Genomic DNA, 17022 nt, shown 5'->3' on the forward strand with positions numbered 1-17022 from the left:
TTCCCTACCAAATAAAAACATTTTAATAGAAGAAGAACTACTTAGTAAAGATTTAAAAAAGATCTCTGTTACATTTAAAGATAGTACACGATTTAAATTTGAAAAAAGTTTCTATGTGCAAAGCAATTTTTAATAATCAAAAATCAGTTCCTGCCTTCTCTATCATTGAAGCAATTGTAGGCATGGCAATAACTGCAATTATAATGGGAGTTATATTCATGATTTTTACCATTATTACAGATAGAATGCTAGATTTTAAAAATCAAAATCAACTAATAAATGATTTGAATCGATTAACATACTGTCTTAATAAAGATATTTTTGAAAAAGAACAAATGACACTTGTTGACAACACAATATTCTTTAATGGATACTCCGGTTTGAAAAGTAGCTATCAATTCTCAAATAATTATATTTTAAGAAGTAATGATACATTTATAGACACCTTTCAAATCAAATTAAATACTATAGTTGTGGATACAATAAGAAGTAAATCAGGAAAGCTTTTTTTTCAAAAAATTAAATTAAACATAGAACCAAATGAAAAAGTAATGGATCTAAAATTTTATAAAAGAATCTATCCTAATGAATTATTACAAACAATAAACCAATAATGAGTTTTGATTTATCAACATACAAAACAAATAAATCTAAGAGTAACGATTTTAAGATTAAAACTAAATCATTTCAGTTTTCAAAAAAACTTCCCGACAAAAGAAAGGAAATTTTTTATAGAGAATTAGGGATGCTACTAAAATCTGGTGTTGACTTTAAAAAAGCACTTGAAATACTAAGCAATCAATCAAGTAATAGATTTGAAAAAGAAATTATCCTTCAAATAAAAGAAAAAATAGTAGAAGGAAGAAGCATTTATGAGTCTATGCGTGAAAGCAATCAATTTTCTGCGTACGAATATTATAGTATACAAATAGGTGAAGAAACAAGAAAACTTGAGGAAGTTTTAGGAGAACTTCAAAAATATTTCAATCAAAAAATTCAGATGAAAAGGCAAATTATTTCGGTAATGACCTATCCTACCATTATTATGTTAGTCACAGTTCTGGTTCTTTATTTTATGTTGAATAAAGTAGTTCCTATGTTTAGCTCCGTTTTTAAGCAATTTGGAAGTGAATTACCTAAAAGCACCCAAATTATTATAAAAATTTCAAATCACTCAGGAATAATTTTTTCAATAATAATTGGCATTATACTAGGTTTTATATTCATTCATATTCTTTTAAAAGAAAGAAGTAGTTATAGATTACTTACCTCTCATATAGCATTAAAAATACCTTATTTTGGAAACCTGATTAAGAAGATTTACATCTCCCGTTTTTGCCAAGCCATGAATTTATTGATTACTTCTAAAACTACATTAATTAATTCTTTAACCTTAACGGCTAAAATGATTAGTTTTTATCCAATTGAAATTGCTATACATCAAATAAAAGAAGATATTACAAGAGGTGCTTCATTAAACGAAAGTTTAAAAAAACATACTGTATTTGAAAATAAAATGGTCTCTATGGTAGAGGTCGCCGAACAAGTTAACCAACTAGAAACAATGTTTGAGCGCTTAACTGAGCAATACAACGAAGAAATAAATCATCAAACAAAAATGATAGGAGTAATTCTTGAACCAATGATTATCATTGTGATTGGTATTATTGTAGGAATAATTATGGTCTCTATGTACGCTCCAATGTTTGATTTAAGTAAAATTATAAATAAATAGTATTATCGAAATTGAATTTGTACTTTTGTCAATTAACACTTTTTAACAAGTAAAATGACATATTAAAATGACAAAACACAAACATAAACCTACAAAAAACAAACTAATGCTTAAAGCTTACTCTTTAACAGAAATATTGATTGTGTTATGTATCATTGGTATTTTATTACTTATGGTATTACCAAACCAAACTTCTGTAATTGGCCAAGCAAAAGCTATTGAAGCACAAGCTATGCTCAATCAAGTTTATGGTTTAGAGAAAAGTTATTTTTATAGACACTCAAAATATTCTAACAGTCTGGACGAAATTGGTTTCGAGCAAGAAAAAACTACTGATGAAGGTGGGCAAGCTATTTACAAAATTGAAATCCTAGAAGCCTCTAATGATTCTTTTACAGCTAGGGCAACTGCTACTTCTGACTTAGATGGTGATGGAAATTACAACACTTGGGAGATTGACAATAAAAAAGTATTAACTGAAGTAATAAAAGAATAAATTGAAAACTGCTTTTACAATCTTACTATTTAGTTTAATGATAGTCTTCGTTCAAGATTGGAAATACCGAAAAATACATCTTATTTTACCAATAACTATTTTCTCTATTTCCTTCTTTATAATCAAAAACAATGATTTATTAAAAATCACAATTTTAAATCTGAGTTTTTTTTTAATCACACTAAGTGTATTGATAATATACATGAGTTTTAAATCTAAAAAAATTATAAATCCATTCCAGCATTATTTTGGAATAGGTGATTTATTATTTTATGTTTCTATTACTCCGCTATTTTCACAACAAAACTACATTCTATTTTTTGTCCTTTCAATGTTATTTGCGATTGGGCTACAACTTAGTTTAAAAAAAATATCTACAGAAGAAACGGTTCCTTTAGCAGGATTTTCAGCTTTACTTTTATGCCTCGTCTTTTTAAAAGACCACTATTTTTTGTTTCATAAAATGACTTTATTATAATGAAACAGGATATTATAATTCTTTCCGAAAATCATCATATCGTTACTAATGATCTTGCCAATCAGTACCGAATATTGCCAAAATCAATGTATGAAAACACATTAGAACTATATGTAGATAATTCTAGTGATAATGAAGATAACAAAGAAGAATTAGAGCTTTTTTTGGGGAAAAATATCATTTTTCACCCTATAAATACTTCTGAAATAGAAAAAGCTTTATCTACTTATTACCGAAAAGAGCGTCCTTTAAGCTCCAATAAATCCTTAAATGTAGATAAAGGGGACTTTCTTGAAAATTTACTATTTGAAGCTAAATCATTAAAATGTAGTGATATACATTTTGAAGTTTATGAAGATTTCTCACGCATCCGCTTTAGGATAGATGGGCAATTAATAGAACGTTATAAAATAGAACATGATAACTATTTAGAATTAGTCAATAAAGTTAAAATTAGAGCCAAATTAAATATAACTGAAAAAAGACTACCACAAGATGGAAGAATTACCAATGATGCATTTGATATAAGAATTTCAATTTTGCCCACTCTATTTGGTGAAAAAATAGTAATGCGTCTTTTAGGTCAAGATGCATCAAATATTGATTTGAATACATTGGGCCTTAAAAAAGAAGAATTAGAAAGTTATCTGGAAGCTGTAAAAAAACCAAATGGAATCATATTAATAAGTGGTCCAACTGGCTCTGGAAAAACTACGACTCTTTATGCTACATTAAAATTACTAAATCATAGCAGAAGAAACATTGTAACTGTTGAAGATCCAATAGAATATACTTTAAAAGGGATTAATCAAGTACAATTAAAAGAAGACATTGGCTTAACTTTTTCATCGGCATTAAAATCATTCTTACGCCAGGATCCGGATATAATCATGTTGGGGGAAATTCGCGATTCCGAAACAGCCTTAATGGCAATTCGAGCATCACTAACAGGTCATCTCGTTTTATCAACTATACATACCAACTCGGCAATAGGAACAATCTCCAGATTAATAGATATGGGAGTTCCTTCCTATTTAATTGCCGAAACTTTAAATCTATCTGTAGCACAACGATTGGTTAGGAAACTTTGTGATAATTGCAAAAAAGAAACAAATTGTAATCCTTTAGATTTTCCGCTAAATTTTAAATTCCCATATGAAATTTCTTCTTATTATAAGCCAATTGGATGCAATAAATGCTTCCATACAGGATATAAAGGCAGAACAGCAATCTACGAAATCTTAAAAATTGATGGTGAAATTACAGAAGCAATTAAAGACAATACAATAACAAAACTATATAGTAACCATAAAGATTATAAATCATTGCCTGAAAAAGCATTTGAAATTTTAGCTGTAGGAGAAACTTCTCTCGAAGAAATATATTCAATTTTAATAAACATATAAATAAATGCTAAAACAGGTACTTTACATAATAGCTTTATTGTTTTTCACAAATATTATTTTAGCACAACAAGATATTAGTGAATTACAAAGGAAATTTGACGAATTGTCAATACAAAAAAAGGGACTGAACGAAACCATCAAAATTGATGTTTCTGGACTAACTTTACATGACTTTCTATCTTCAATAGCAGAAGAGCATCACTTAAATGTTGATATTGATGTTGATCTAAATCAACCCATCGCTAATAACTTTTTTGATGTATCAGTAAAAGATGTCTTTATTCATTGCATCCAAAAATATGACTTAGAGGTGATTTTTATGAACAATATTATTGTTTTTAAAAAGAGGAAAATTGTACCCATTATCGAAAAAAAACAGCCTAAAATTATTGATGTGACTTATAATCCTCAAAATGATTTTTTATCTGTTAAACTAGAGAACGATACCTTATCTTATGTTGCTAAAGCAATAACAGATATATCTAGCAAAAATTTAATATTAGCTCAGGATATAAAAAATATTAAAGTTTCTTCTTATATTTTAAATCGTCCATTTAACCAAGTTATTGATATGATGGCGAAGTCAAATGATTTATTAGTTACTATAGATGAAAATGGATTTTATTATTTAGAAAAAAATACAACTCCTAATGCATCTATTACTACAAGTAGTAATCAAAAATCAAAACAAGCAAGAGTAAGTAGTGGGGTTCCTGGATTTTACGAGGTCAATATCAATAAGAACGGCTTCTTAGAAATAAATGCTTATATAGCAGATGCTTCAGACTTACTTACTGAAGCAGCAGAAAAACTACATGTTAATTATTTTTTATATAATAAACCCGAAAGTGAAAAAACGACACTTTCTGTCGATAATATCACTTTTGATGAATTATTGGAACATATTTTTAGAGGAAAAAAATACACTTATAAAAAACAAGATAATTTCTATTTAATTGGCGAAGAAGCTACTGAAGGTCTAAGAATAACTGAGATGATCCAATTAGAAAACAGATCTATAGAATCTATTATTAATGCATTACCAAAAGTGTTCTCTGAGAAACTAGAAATAAAAGAATTTATCGAATTAAATGGATTAATTGTTTCAGGTTCTAGATCAACCCTAGAAGAATTGAAAGTATATATAAAACAGATTGACAAAGTAGTTCCAATGGTACAAATCGAAGTTATAATTGTTCAATATAACAAATCATATGATATCCAAACGGGAATGAAAGCTGGTTTAGATAAAATAAATGCTACACAAACTAATGGTGTTCTATTTCCTAGTTCAGATGTAACGCTAAACGGATCATCAGTTAACAGTTTAATAAATGCATTTAATGGTTTTGGATTGTTTAAGCTAGGTAAGGTAACCGAATCTTTTTACCTTAATCTAAAACTATTAGAAAATAATTCTGTTTTAAAAATAGAATCTACACCTAAAATAGCCACAATAAGTGGTCATGAAGCTAAATTATCTATTGGAGAAACCAGTTATTATTTTGAACAAAGTAACCGATTAATAAATAATAACATCGGTAGTGATATTTTAAACTCGGGAACATGGAAATCAACAGATGCAAATTTAAGCGTATCTATAAAACCATATGTTTCTACTGATGAAAACGTAACCTTAACTATTACTGTCGAAAAAAGTTCCTTTTTGGCAAGAGCTGGAGCAGATGCTCCTCCTGGAAAAGCCACTCAAAAATTTGAATCATTAGTAAGAGTAAAAAATGGAGAAATGATTTTATTAGGAGGTTTAGACGAGTTGAAAAAAGAAAACTCGGGTTCAGGAACACCATTAATATCGAGAATCCCCATTATAAAATGGTTTTTTAGCAGTAGAAAAAAGAGCAAAAGTGATTCTAAACTTCATATTTTCATTAAACCTACAGTTATTTATTAATGATGCTAGCTACCCTGTCTAAATTTATAAAACTAAACGACATAAATGTTGTTGGAGTAATCAAAAAAGGAGACTTTGAAATTTACAACTTGCTTCGAATTAAAAAAAAGGCAAACAAAATTGTTATTATCTCTAAACATTCATTTGAAAACCTTCAAGAATTAGTAAACATTACAGATAAAAAAATACCCGTTTTATTAGTAATTGAAGGAAAAGGTATTTTAAATAAAGAAATTGATTTAAATAATGAAACAGATTTAAATTGGCAGAAGAATATAGATTTCAATTCTATATATTATACTGATATAAAAGGATTAAAATCAAATTTCATTAGTTTTTGTAGAAAAAACATTGTTGAAGAAACAATAACTAAATTTCAAAAGAATGGCTTTCAAGTTGTAGATGTTTATATAGGGCCTTTTTTGGCAGCCATATTGAGTAATGTTATAAAAGAAAGAAAAATAATTTCTGCTGATTTGTGTCTAGAATTTGAAGATGAGAAGCTAGTTGGTTTTAATAAACAAATTGAAACTGTAGAAAACAAAACATATCAAATTGGAGATGAAACTCTATCAAATTCATTCTTGCCTTTGTATGGTTGCATCATTCATTTTTTCATAAATCAAAAAGAGATTTCAAAAACAATTAATACTTCTCTAAACAGTGACGAATTAATTTATAAAAAAGCGTATACCTTTTTTGGGATAGCCTTACTTGTTTCTTTTTTAACCTCATTATTAATAAGTTATTTTATGATTGGTTATTACGGAACTAAAAACACAGAACTCAATTTACAAACTGTACATTCAAACCAATCCTATCAGTTAACATTAGATTTAGAAAAACAAAAAGAAAAGAAGATTAGAATTTTAAAAGAGACAGGGGTTCTCTCATCTAAATTCCTTTCTTATTATGCGTATGAAATCATCAATGCAATACCAACTGATATTTCACTAAACGACTTAAATATCATCCCAATAAAGACAGAAAATAAAGAAAACAAAAAAGTGTTTTTTAAAAATAACACTATTACAATCAAAGGAGAAACTTTTGAAGAATCTTCATTTAATAAATGGTTAGACGATTTAAAAAAAATGAATTGGCTTCAACGTTTTGAAATTATTAGCTTAAAAAAAGACAAAAGAAATAAATCAATATTCGAAATAAAAATAACTCTAAAAAATGTTTGAAAATTATTCGTACAAACAAAAAGTTTATGCTTTAATAACCCTTTTTTTCATAATGTCGATTACAGCTTATAAAAAATCATTTGGTCCTTTATTTGAAATAATTAAAGAACATAATATACTATCAAAAAAAGCTGAAGACATCAATAAAAAAGCAAAAAACACTAATAATTTAGCTACAGATGTTGCTTATCTAGATAAAATAATTGGTAAAGAAGGGATAACAAAAGAAATGGTACAGCAAGGAATTATAAGTTTTGCCACCAAAAATTCACCCGAAGTTTCTATTAATGATTTACAGCCTATACATGATTTTCCCGAAGATGATTATCGCATTATAACCAACCAACTTGATGTTACAGGAACAAGTAATCAACTGCTACAATTAGCATATGATTTTGAAAAAAAATTCACTTTTTCAAGATTAGTTAGCATGAACTTTTATATAAAGAAAAACAATAATAAATCTGAAGTTTTACATTTAAAAATGATATTCCAAAATTATGAAAACAATAAATAAAATTATAGTATTTGTCTTAATTATTTTAAACTTTTCTTGTGATGATATTCTTGAAAAAGACATTAGTGATGACACTATCCAAATTATTTCTCCAACAAATAATACTAAAATAGAGAGCAATATTGTGAATTTTGCATGGAATAATACCAAAGGAGTTGATAAATATCGCATCCAAATATTTGAAGCAAATCAGGTTTTGGTACTCGATTCCTTAACAACTAAAACAAATATAACTTTACCATTAAAAGCAGGAAATTATTTTTGGAGAGTACGAGGAGAAAATTATGCCTATCAGTCAATCTATTCTTTTCCTTCTAATTTTTCAACAATAATTCCTGATGATTTAACCAATCAACAAGTAATTTTATCAAGTCCAGAAAACGATAAATTTGTAAACTTTATTAATATCTCCCTGAATTGGATAGCTCTTGATAATGCAACAAATTATAGTGTTAAAGTAGTAAATACAACAACGAGTCAAGAAATATTCAAAAAAGATAGTATAAGAGATACATCCGTAACACTTAATTTATCTAGTTTGGCTGATGGCAATTATGAATGGAGAGTAAAAGCTAAAAATATAGACACTGAAACCAAACAGTATTCTGCTCGAAAATTTAATATTGATACCACAAGTCCAAACCAACCATCAAATGTATCCCCTAGTGATAATACTATCAATACTAATATAAATTTTATTTGGAGTATTGCTTCAGATGTAGGGATCATAAAATCTCCTATTACCTATGTAGTAGAGTTTTCAAATAATCCTGATTTCACTGCAATTATTCAAACTAAAAATAGTCTCTCGACCACAATTCAACAATCTTTTTCTATCGCTGGTGTATATTATTGGAGGGTTAAAGCTCTAGATGAGGCTGGAAATATTGGGACTAATAGTACTGTCCTTAAATTTACCATAAACTAAATATGGCTAAAAAGAAAATAAATATAATTCTAATTTTGATAGTATTAGGGTTATGGGGAACCGTTGTTTATAAAGCTTCTCACCATTCCTTCAATAATGGAATAATGCCTAAAAAGCAAATTAAAGACAGTGATTTTATTTTAAGTCAAATAAATAAAGACACTTTTAAATTAGATAAAATAAATCGAGACCCTTTCCTTAATAAATCGTTACAAGGTGATCCTATTCCCTCTAAAAAACAGAGCTCAAATTATTCATCCATGCCCAAAAAAATTCCTGATGCTATCCCTAAAGTCAAACAAAATAGCAACTGGCCTACTCTTTTATATTATGGATGCATTAAATCTAAAAATCAAGAATTGATATTATTAAAAATCGACTCCAAATTATTTAGGTTAAAACTTAACGATCCCATAAATGGACTTGTGATTAAAAAAAAGTATAAAGATTCTGTAGAAGTTCGTTTTAATTCTGAAACAAGAATTGTTTCATTAAAAAAATAAATTCACTAAATACTATTATTATACCTTGTTACTTATTAATTTTTGATGTGATTCAGTTACTAATATGTCTTGAAGAAATCAAAATCATTTTAGAAAATCATTTTAATAAAATTAATAGAAAATTTAACATTGTAAAAAGTAAAAAACCTAATACTGGATATGATTCTAGTATTAGGTTTACTTATTTTAAGCGGTGCTTTTATTACCAAAAGAAAATTCAGCAATTAGCACAATAAAATACTGTTATAAAGACATAAAAAAACTTCCAATTTACGAGTTTTTTTTACTTTTTATTCTATTGTTTTTGTCAATTCTCTGTATTGGCACGGAAAGAATTTCCGTGAGATCGTTGCTATTATCCAAGCGATCGGGTTATTAGAAGTATGTAAACAAAGAGACGACCTGTTGGCCGCCTCTCTACGGTCTAAAACTTATAAATTCATATTCTTTTTCAGTTAGTTACATTGATATTTTACAAAAAAACCTAATATGAAACACTATCCTTAAAATTAGTAAAACTACCAATCTTTATGCAAATCATAGTTTTGAAAAAACTTGTATGCTTTTATGTATGTGCTATCTGATTTCATTTCAATACCTAATAATTTTTTATTCTGGTCTTTTATGAATTTTATAGTGTATGAGCCATTAAAAACGACATCAATGCAATTTATTGAAATTTTTTTATCTTTATTTAATTCCACTGTCCATTCTGCTGTCATATCTTTTTGAAAATGAACCGATTCAGGAATTAATATTTTATTATTTTTCTCAAATGCCATAAAATTCACATATAAATCTTCTTTATAATTTACATTATTATATTCTATTTCCTCTATAGCCCATTGACCATAAAATTTTTCTAAAAATAGATCTTCTTGACTTTTACAAGAGAAAATTAAAAACACAAAACAAAAATAACAATATTTCATAATTCTATTTTTTTACTTCCTTTTTTAACCGCTGTGCTACTCTTAACAACTACAGATTTTTCCTTTTCATCTTTAGGTTTTAAATTTTTAAACTCTTGACCTTGTGCGCTTAGTTCATGATAAATTTTCATGCCTGCATCAACTATTTCTTGATCATAACCATCTCCTCCATATAAGTATGACATCCGCTATTTGAGATAAATCATAATTATTGTGCATATGCGCAGGGATATATATCTTACTCTCGCTATTTAAAGCTTTTTGGATAGCAGGGAGTATTTGATCATATAATGTTTGATGCTGTTCTGTCAATAAATTAATATCCTTACTTACCATATAACATGCAATTTTTCTAAAGTAAAATTAACAGCATTTACAGCTGAATTTAACCTAGTTCCCATTTTGGCATTTTTACTGTTTATTCCTCCACCAATTATTCGACTGGTAAATCTTTGGTCTTTAGTCCCGTCACTTTTATTAAGTCTTCGATCTATAGCTTGTGAGCCTGGTTGACTTCCTGTGTAGGTTTTGATGACTTGAAAATTTGCCTGCTTTTTCTAACCAGTTTTTTATGCTTTTTGTATCTTATCGTTGTGGGTGCGAAGTCGGAGATATTCACAGCGCACACAAGAACTCTTTGGAGAGCTGGTTTCTATTTTTATTATTTAAGCTCAATTTCTTCTTTTGAAAACCCTGCTTTAATAATTTCTATTGAATCCGTGACCTCTTGGTCTAAAAAAATATTTGAATATTCAGGGTTTTCAGTTGATAACTCAACTTTAAAATACCTATTCATATATCTACTTCCTAAATCATCAATATGTTCACTAGATTCATATTTTATTCCATTATAATAAAAATAAAATCTTGCAGCAGTAAAGCTTTTTTCCGGTTTTATTTCATCAACTTTTGCAACTGTAATATATCTATATTTATCAATCATAGATTGTTTTTCTTTTTGATATTTATTAGAAAAAAGAGTAAGAATGACAATTGTTACACAAAAAAGTGTACCAAAAAATTTTTCGGTTCTAGTCATAACTTAAAATTTAGATTTAGTATCTTTTTTTCTATCAAATGACTTATCCATTATAAAGTCTATGGTCTTATCAGAAGTATCTTTTAAATCATTTCCTAATTCCATCGAATATGTACTAATAAGACTGCCAACAGTATAATTTATAATGTTTTCTGTGGCTTTATGGTTTGAAGAGACATTAAATTTACCAAGTTTTCCAGTAACAAAATTTGCACTAAAAGTTGAGTAAAAACTTGTATTCAAATTATTTGCATCCCACCCCTTTTCTTTTGTCCAACTTACGCCAGATTGTCCTAAATTGCTTAGAAACGGATTACCTATTACTGTTGCAAAAGCAGTTTGTGCAAAGTTAAAATCTCTACCACCTCCATTATATACAATTTGGCCAGTTGCATCTGCAAGACCACTTATTACTCCTTTACTTATTGTTGAGTAGAAAAGTGATTGTCCAAAATAAGCACTAGCATCGATCATTCCTGCCGAAGCTGTTCCACCAACACCAGCCGCAAAATAACTCGCTGTTGCTGTTGTTCCATACCAAGTAGAATAAGTTGCATAAGCTGGGGCAGCTGTTGGTGCTAAAGCGGTGCAATTATTGTTTTATTTTATTTCATTTCCAATCTATCTAAAATATCCTTATACTCTTCAAAATAACCATCTCGAATTAACTTTTCAATTAAGTTCTTTTTTTTAGAATGACTCAAAAAACATTCTTTATGAAATACCCTATCGTAAAAAAAATATAGTGGGTCATTTTCATTTATAGTAAAACGAGGAAAAGCGATTAACTCTTCTTGTGAACTCATTGTCATACCGCATATCTTGCATTTACTTCTTCCCTCAATTATAATAGCCATAACTTAATATTTAGTTGTTGTTGCATCGGCTTCAGAACCTGTACCTCTATAATCACTTACTGCTCAGAATAGTAAAACCTAATATACCAGAATCATATCTAGTATTAGGTTTTCTTGTTTTAATCGATGCTCTTACTAAATCTTTTAGGCTTACTAATTATTAGAAATCCTATAATTAACTTTTGCCTTAAGAAAATTAATGAATTCAGTATCAAATTTATCAATTCGGAAAGTATATTTTTTATCGCCAACGGATACTCTAAATATAATAGTAATTCCATCATATCGATTAGAACTTCTTAAGACTTCTTTTACTTGATTATAGTTTACTTTTATTTCTTTTTTTATAAGATAAAATTTAACTATCATATAATCATCATACATATAAAGTCTTACTGCATTATATCAAGAAAAAAAATTAGTAGAATAGCCATAGATTGAGCCCACAAAAAGACTGTAATATTAAAATCATCCCAAGACAAAATACAACAGATACTATAAATTGATATTCCCACTAAAAGAGGAAATAATGTTTTTGACCATGATACTTTTCGAATTAACAAACAATTATTATTCATATTTAAACCCTACTTTAAAAATCTCTAATAAATCTACAACCTCTTGATTTAAAACATATTAGCATACTTCAATTCTTTCGTTGATAATTCTATACGGAAATACCTACCTACAAGAGAATCACCTCCCATTCTTTTTACATCTTGTGATCTTTTATATTTCATTCCATCATAAAAATAGATATAATGATAAATTTGAAAACTTTTACTTTGTTTAAATTTCTGTACTTTACCTATACTAACTTTTTTATTTTTCTGAATACTCTTATCTACTCGGTTCATGTCTCGAGTAGCAAAATAAATATATGTAATAGAAATAAAAAAGAAAATTGTTGCCGATATTTTTTCTTTATAATTCATAACCTATTGATAACATTGCATTTTAATAATCATAGAGAAATTATATGTTTCTTCTTTATCATTTTTTCTTTTTTTCTGTATTATTAGATTCAGACTGAGTAGGATTAACCTCTCTAGCTAGTGTACTTGTAAATATGTTGATTCCTATTTCTGAATAAAAATTAACCATTGTTTCACCTGCCTTAGAATTAAATCCGCTTGTAAAACTATTTACTTTAGTCCCAAATTTATTACCAATCGTATTAGCTGAGAAAGTTGAAAAAAATGTACTATTAAAATTATTAACACTATATTCTCTTTCCCCATTAATAATATTAACATTGAAATATGATTCTCCAAAATTTGAAAAAAGAGGATTACTTATCATACCTGCCACAAATGGTTGTGCATAGTTAATATTTTGATCCATTACAAACCCATTAGCTGCAACCTATCCCAAAAGATTAGTTGACCCTTTTACCATACCTTGTGAAAAAGATTGTTGAAGCATTCCTTCAAAACTAAATGAGGAAGCTAATGCACTTGTCCATAAAGGACCTGAAGTAGCTAAGTAACCAATCTCTGTGGTTAGAACTGTGCTAGCAACCGAAAGAACACCAGTCTCAGCTACAACTGCTACGGTACTAGTAAGTAATATTTTAGATTGTAAATCAACCGTTGCAGTAACTGCATCGACTTTATATAGAAAACCCTTCTGTTTCTCTGAAATCAATGGATTATTATTTATAATTTCATTATTTTTAATAACTGGTCCAACCATTCTTTGAGCTGAATTACTTAAAGTTAATTTTGATTTCACCCATTCTTTAGCTATTATAAACATAAGATCTAAAGAAGGTTCTCTTCCTTCTAATTCTACAGCATCTATTACTCTATTACCACTAAAAGCATAAGGTGAATAAAATAGATACGATTTCTCAAGTGGATCTCTAGCAAAGAACCTACCAATTCTAGGATCATGCATTCTATAAGTATAATTTATAGAATTTCCTTCCCCTTTAATTTCATTATCCATTTCCTGACCCTGAAACCCATATCTATACTCATTACTAGAGCCAATTTGCACGGCACACACCTCAAATTTATTCTTCAATAGAACTCCTCGTAGAGCGGGTTGGAATTACACCTACAAGTTTTAGAGTTTTTTTATTTTAATATTCTTTCTAATATATTTGCTGATTTTTTGACCTTTTCATTGTAAACTGCATATACTCCTAAACAAAAAATAACTATAAACGATAAAAGCATATACCACTTCAAAAATAAATTATTAAAATATAGAATTACACACACTATTAAATTAAGTAAAATCACAAAGCCTAGTAATCTTTTCATCATACCAGGAAGATTAAATGTAGTTTCAATTTTCAAGCCTTTTTCAAAATTATCAGACACAACACCTTTAATTAAAGGTCTTATTTGATTTCTAGCATTATAGTCAAAAGAGGGATAAATAATAAAATTTCCATCACTATCAATTTTTCCTTCAAATAAATACCTTGAGTTATCCTTTTTAAATAACTCGACATTTTCATTTAATACATCTATTAATTCATTTTTATTTAAAGTGCTATAAATAATTTTCTTCTTTTCAAATAATTTCATGTCTTAATCTTTCTTTTTAATTTCAGATTCTATTTTTTCAATTGAATATTCTGTCCCTTCTTTAGCTTTATTTAATTCTTTTATTTCAGCTTGAGTTTGATTAAGTCTCTTTTTTTGAGAAGTAGATTTATCTTGCTCTTTCCTAATTGAAGATTTATATTGAGAAACATTTGCCTTAGATGTGGAACTATTAGATTTTTTAGCTTCAACTATTTTCTGTTGATAGGATTTAACTATTTTAGTCGATTTAGCAATAACATCTTCACGTTTTGCTATTTCATTTTTCTTTGAAGTTATTTCACTATTTATTTTACCAAGATTTGATTTGAAAATATTTAATGCAGTTCCTAATTGAGCTTTATCTGATAAGGGTTTTATTGTCGTATATGTCTTATGTCCACTTAAACTTCCTGGTAAAATACCAGCACCAAAACCTGCTGAAAAGCCAATACCTTCATAACCAGAAGATGAAGCACCACTTATAGAGATAGCACCAAATTCCCCAACATTTAATGCAAAGGAATAACCTTCACCTGCAAAATATTCTGCTTTTGGCATATCTGGAAAATAAGTAATTCCATACATAGATGAAATAGAAATATTTGTTTCTCCACCCCAACCATAAAATCCATAAGCAAATACACCGTCAGGTGCAATCAACAATCCTCCTCCTGTGGTTCCACTTATAAGTAAGCTACCAGTAACTTGCTTTCCTACAGAAACAACTTCTTTTCCCTCTAATTCAACTCCATCAATAACTCTGTTTTCACTAAAAGCATATGATGAGTTCCAAGAAAATTCATGTTCAAGTGGGTCAGTTGCAAAAAATCTACCAACCCTAGGGTCATGCATCCTGAATTTATAGTTAATCGAATTTCCTTCACCTTTGATTTCATCGTCCTTTTCCTGACCTTGAAATCCGTAACAGTATAGATCTAGTCAATATTTACCTCGCGCGATAAGTCATTTTTAGTAAGAACGATCACTTTCATTTTCTTTTCATTTCATTTCAAAAATAGGCTTTAATTCTCAATTGAAAAATAAAAAATGATTTATTTTTCTTACTTTTTAATTCAATTAAAAGAAAAATCTTCGTTTTGCATGAAGCTCGATTTTTGGTGAAGATTTTTTTATCCTGATGTTTCTCAATTAAAAAAAAATGTTTCTGAAAAAATCTTCGGCAAAAATGAACAAACAACCGTAGGGCGTTAGTATGCGCAAAGACAATGAACACCTCAAGTGAGCAAAAAAGCGTTGTAGATTCTGGCTCATAAAAAGCTTTTTTTGGCGAACGGGTTGCGGTGTTGCGGCCTTGACCAGCCGCCACAGACCGAGAAGCCCTTTTTCTGGGCTGTAGGGATGTGTGCGTGCAACGGCGGGGAAAAAATAAAAGTCAGCGAAGCGTTCCTTATTCCATTGCAGAACGAAGTGGGGGCTTCCCCGATGGCTGGGCGAATGAGCAACCGTTAAAAAGTGTGCAGCGGTTTGTTTTTTTTCCTCTGAAAAGGTGAAGCGGAGCGGAACAACTATTCGGCTAAAAAAATAAAAAAAGCTGCACCGAACGTAAGGCAGAGAACGTGTGAAGTGAGGAGCAGGAACGGAACTAAGTGAACGACTGGAGTGAGACCGCTAGTTTTCACCCCACACCAAAGCTATGTTACATAATAAGTCATTATAGTGCTACGGCTAACGCCCTGCACCATAAACTCATTATGTAAAATATCAACGTTTTCTTAAGACCTTTCCAAAGCCGACGCTGCTGACCCCGCACTAGGTAAGTTTTTTTATTTGCTCAATCGCCGCAAAAAGCTATGCTTGTTTTTTTTGAAACAATGCCAGGAATTTAACGGTAAAAAGAAATATCAGGTTTTGGCATTCTTTCAAAAAAACAAGCCATAAAAAAACCTCGCATTACTGCAAGGTTTTCTGTTTTTATTTGTTTTGTCGATTCGCTTTGCGGGCGCGGATTGCAAATCCGCTATCGTTGCGCATATCAGAGCGATCGGGATTTTTTTCAATCTATTCCTTAACTTTATTTTTTAAACTTTCTTGATATTCCCCGTATGAATAATACTTTAATTTAGAGCGAACAGCCTGAATATAGGTATCCTCCTTATCCAAAATTAGCTGTATAATATAAGACTCTCCAGTATCTTGAATTGTATCAATATACATATTGTAAGTTCCATCAAATCTCTTTTCCTCACAATTTTTAACACTCAGTCTTAATGAGTCTGAATGCTTAAAAATTTCGTAATCAGAAGAGACAAATTCACCTTCCCCATCTTCTCTCTTAATTATCCATAAATTATTACGGTTTTCAAACCCAATTCTAGAATATCTTTTTAGAGTTAAATCCTCATTTTTATAATAAAATTGCTCAATGAACCATTCTCCTTTTACCATATCAAAATACTTTTTCCGATTCGTACTGCAAGAAACAGTTATAAAGAACAAAACAAACAGTAATATCTTTTTCATATCTTTCA

21 protein-coding genes are annotated in these 17022 nt (G+C 28.9%); 9 read left to right on the plus strand and 12 right to left on the minus strand.

Annotated features, from left to right (window positions below; all coding sequences use genetic code 11):
* The first annotated feature begins 98 nt into the window (after positions 1–98).
* The 9 genes from OA93_RS15420 to OA93_RS15465 all read left to right on the plus strand — a co-directional run bounded on the left by OA93_RS15420 (position 99) and on the right by OA93_RS15465 (position 9165).
* Positions 99–614 (plus strand): hypothetical protein, encoded by a 516-nt coding sequence (locus tag OA93_RS15420; protein WP_240474737.1) that lies wholly within the window; start codon positions 99–101, stop codon positions 612–614.
* On the plus strand, positions 614–1735 hold the full coding sequence (locus OA93_RS15425) for a type II secretion system F family protein (RefSeq protein ID WP_039114275.1): 1122 nt from the start codon (positions 614–616) through the stop codon (positions 1733–1735). Before OA93_RS15420 ends, OA93_RS15425 begins: the two co-directional genes overlap by 1 nt.
* A gap of 67 nt (positions 1736–1802) precedes the next feature.
* Positions 1803–2231 carry a type II secretion system protein gene (locus tag OA93_RS15430; protein WP_052250059.1) on the plus strand — a complete coding sequence of 143 codons (429 nt, stop codon included), beginning with the start codon at positions 1803–1805 and terminating at the stop codon, positions 2229–2231.
* 477 nt (positions 2232–2708) lie between these two features.
* Positions 2709–4115 (plus strand): GspE/PulE family protein, encoded by a 1407-nt coding sequence (locus OA93_RS15440; RefSeq protein ID WP_039114277.1) that lies wholly within the window; start codon positions 2709–2711, stop codon positions 4113–4115.
* 4 nt (positions 4116–4119) lie between these two features.
* Entirely contained in the window at positions 4120–6027 is a 1908-nt protein-coding gene (locus OA93_RS15445; RefSeq protein ID WP_039114278.1) for a type II and III secretion system protein, read from the plus strand.
* Positions 6027–7217 (plus strand): hypothetical protein, encoded by a 1191-nt coding sequence (locus OA93_RS15450; RefSeq protein WP_039114279.1) that lies wholly within the window; start codon positions 6027–6029, stop codon positions 7215–7217. Before OA93_RS15445 ends, OA93_RS15450 begins: the two co-directional genes overlap by 1 nt.
* Complete coding sequence (locus OA93_RS15455) at positions 7210–7734, plus strand: hypothetical protein (protein WP_039114280.1); 525 nt, start codon at positions 7210–7212, stop codon at positions 7732–7734. The genes OA93_RS15450 and OA93_RS15455 overlap by 8 nt, the downstream gene beginning before the upstream one ends.
* Positions 7718–8662: a hypothetical protein gene (locus OA93_RS15460; protein WP_039114281.1), complete on the plus strand. Its 945-nt coding sequence runs from the start codon at positions 7718–7720 to the stop codon at positions 8660–8662. Before OA93_RS15455 ends, OA93_RS15460 begins: the two co-directional genes overlap by 17 nt.
* A gap of 2 nt (positions 8663–8664) precedes the next feature.
* The gene (locus OA93_RS15465; protein WP_039114282.1) at positions 8665–9165 is read left to right on the plus strand and encodes a hypothetical protein; all 501 of its coding nucleotides are present in this window, start codon (positions 8665–8667) and stop codon (positions 9163–9165) included.
* A gap of 518 nt (positions 9166–9683) precedes the next feature.
* Here OA93_RS15465 and OA93_RS15470 read toward each other — a convergent pair.
* From OA93_RS15470 to OA93_RS15525, 12 genes are all read right to left on the minus strand, one after another.
* On the minus strand, positions 9684–10097 hold the full coding sequence (locus tag OA93_RS15470; protein WP_039114283.1) for a hypothetical protein: 414 nt from the start codon (positions 10095–10097) through the stop codon (positions 9684–9686).
* A complete protein-coding gene (locus OA93_RS15475; RefSeq protein WP_039114284.1) occupies positions 10094–10282 on the minus strand; it encodes a hypothetical protein in 189 nt (62 codons plus the stop codon). Before OA93_RS15475 ends, OA93_RS15470 begins: the two co-directional genes overlap by 4 nt.
* Before the next feature lie 476 nt (positions 10283–10758).
* Positions 10759–11136, minus strand: coding sequence for a hypothetical protein (locus OA93_RS15480; protein ID WP_039114285.1), 378 nt, complete (start codon positions 11134–11136; stop codon positions 10759–10761).
* Positions 11137–11139: 3 nt separating this feature from the next.
* Positions 11140–11610 (minus strand): hypothetical protein, encoded by a 471-nt coding sequence (locus OA93_RS15485; protein WP_039114286.1) that lies wholly within the window; start codon positions 11608–11610, stop codon positions 11140–11142.
* 131 nt (positions 11611–11741) lie between these two features.
* The gene (locus OA93_RS15490; RefSeq protein ID WP_039114287.1) at positions 11742–11993 is read right to left on the minus strand and encodes a hypothetical protein; all 252 of its coding nucleotides are present in this window, start codon (positions 11991–11993) and stop codon (positions 11742–11744) included.
* 153 nt (positions 11994–12146) lie between these two features.
* Positions 12147–12362 carry a hypothetical protein gene (locus tag OA93_RS15495; RefSeq protein ID WP_131474484.1) on the minus strand — a complete coding sequence of 72 codons (216 nt, stop codon included), beginning with the start codon at positions 12360–12362 and terminating at the stop codon, positions 12147–12149.
* A 257-nt stretch (positions 12363–12619) separates the two neighbouring features.
* The gene (locus tag OA93_RS15500; protein ID WP_039114289.1) at positions 12620–12928 is read right to left on the minus strand and encodes a hypothetical protein; all 309 of its coding nucleotides are present in this window, start codon (positions 12926–12928) and stop codon (positions 12620–12622) included.
* A 58-nt stretch (positions 12929–12986) separates the two neighbouring features.
* Complete coding sequence (locus OA93_RS15505; RefSeq protein ID WP_039114290.1) at positions 12987–13337, minus strand: hypothetical protein; 351 nt, start codon at positions 13335–13337, stop codon at positions 12987–12989.
* A 21-nt stretch (positions 13338–13358) separates the two neighbouring features.
* Positions 13359–14021, minus strand: coding sequence for an RHS repeat-associated core domain-containing protein (locus OA93_RS15510; protein ID WP_131474485.1), 663 nt, complete (start codon positions 14019–14021; stop codon positions 13359–13361).
* Positions 14022–14074: 53 nt separating this feature from the next.
* Positions 14075–14533: a hypothetical protein gene (locus OA93_RS15515; RefSeq protein ID WP_039114292.1), complete on the minus strand. Its 459-nt coding sequence runs from the start codon at positions 14531–14533 to the stop codon at positions 14075–14077.
* 3 nt (positions 14534–14536) lie between these two features.
* Positions 14537–15385, minus strand: a complete 849-nt coding sequence (locus OA93_RS15520) for a hypothetical protein (protein WP_039114293.1) — start codon at positions 15383–15385, stop codon at positions 14537–14539.
* A gap of 1167 nt (positions 15386–16552) precedes the next feature.
* Positions 16553–17014 (minus strand): hypothetical protein, encoded by a 462-nt coding sequence (locus tag OA93_RS15525; protein ID WP_131474486.1) that lies wholly within the window; start codon positions 17012–17014, stop codon positions 16553–16555.
* Between the last annotated feature and the right edge of the window lie 8 nt (positions 17015–17022).

This window comes from Flavobacterium sp. KMS (genome assembly GCF_000813005.1).
Taxonomy (GTDB): domain Bacteria; phylum Bacteroidota; class Bacteroidia; order Flavobacteriales; family Flavobacteriaceae; genus Flavobacterium.